The organism is Peribacillus sp. P4_C12 (genome assembly GCF_056402095.1).
Window position 1 is genome coordinate 1 of record NZ_JBFUIB010000816.1, and the last position, 1308, is coordinate 1308.

The following is a 1308-nucleotide window of genomic DNA, read 5'->3' on the forward strand; positions in this document are numbered from 1 at the left end:
GTGAAATCCCTTMTTTTGTTTAGATAATACCTCCTGAAAGTTTTTATGTAACTATATATCTTTGGTCTTATATTATTCTTTGAAATTATTAGCTTGAACATGAAGTTCTTTCTAAACACTGCAACAGAAAAAAATGGCTTTTTAATCGAATAGGACACTTTCGATTCTATACCTAATTCAGGCTTAACTATAATATCTTCACGTTGATAAAATCAATCGGATTTGATAGTTAAGTCCGATTCAAATCCGATTGCAAATCACTGTGAAATAAAATATTTTTTTGTTTCAGAATTTTGTGATTGAATCAGAATGTTAAGTTTGCTAAATTTCCCAAATGATTGAGTGTGAAAATTTTTTCTATCATCATCATTTAAGTTGGCATGAATTGGATATTTGTATATATCCTTATAATTTTCCTGTGCTTTTATGATTAGGTTTTTCCGATTTCGGTTGACTCTAATCTAGTTCTAGTGCGTTCAAATATCTTTACATACAGTTCTTCCTCTAAACTACTTATCGCAAGACTTATACCTGAAGAAGATACATAAAGTCGTTCAGCCGTATACGCAATTGAGCCAGTTTTTGCTATTTATAAGAATTACTTGAAACGCAAAGTATTTCACCCCTGTCAACTGATCTTAATTCAAATTGTTTTTTCAATTTTTTTAGGATCTGCCCTACTTATGTCCTACCATTATTAATTACTTAACGTATCTTTTTATATCTTAACTTTAAAAATGTATAAGATAAAATTATCATATTTGTAAGGTTTATTTTAATTTGAATTATATGGTAAAAAGAAACGTTTGCTCAAGGAAGCAAAGGCTATTTACGGGCCAGCGAGAGGCTTTTAGAATTTTGGTATTGTTGTTAGAGAAGGTAAAAAGCCAAATAGTTTGTTCAAAATCTGATGGCGTTCTCGACAGTAAGTATAATTTACTAATATATTACCAGATTTTATAGTTTATGTCATTTAAGCTCAAAATATGCATGATTTTGTAATGAAACTGTAAAAAAAAGTGTCGTGAATGAGTGATAGAATTAAAAAAAGTGATTCTCTGGGGGAAAATATTTAATATGAAAAAAATTATAGCTACATGTGTTGTGACCGGTTTGTTGCTATCCAATCCTTTAGTTAGTAATGCTGCATTAGGTGATCGTACGTTGAAAAGTGGAATGACGCATACCGAAGTTAAACAATTACAAGGGGTTCTGAAGAAAAAAGGATACTTCACTAGTAAAAACACGACTACATATTTTGGGACGGTTACGAAAAGTTCAGTAGTGAAATTTCAAAAATTTCACTAC

At 30.1% G+C, this 1308-nt stretch carries 2 protein-coding genes; one reads left to right on the forward strand and one right to left on the reverse strand.

The genetic code is table 11. The features are described 5' to 3' along the window. Positions 1-430: 430 nt before the first annotated feature. Complete coding sequence (locus tag AC1DUW_RS29250) at positions 431-589, reverse strand: helix-turn-helix domain-containing protein (protein WP_083450916.1); 159 nt, start codon at positions 587-589, stop codon at positions 431-433. 488 nt (positions 590-1077) lie between these two features. Here AC1DUW_RS29250 and AC1DUW_RS29255 point away from each other — a divergent pair. Then, positions 1078-1308, forward strand: a 231-nt coding sequence (locus AC1DUW_RS29255) for a peptidoglycan-binding domain-containing protein (RefSeq protein ID WP_477644243.1), incomplete at its 3' end; no start/stop codon positions are given.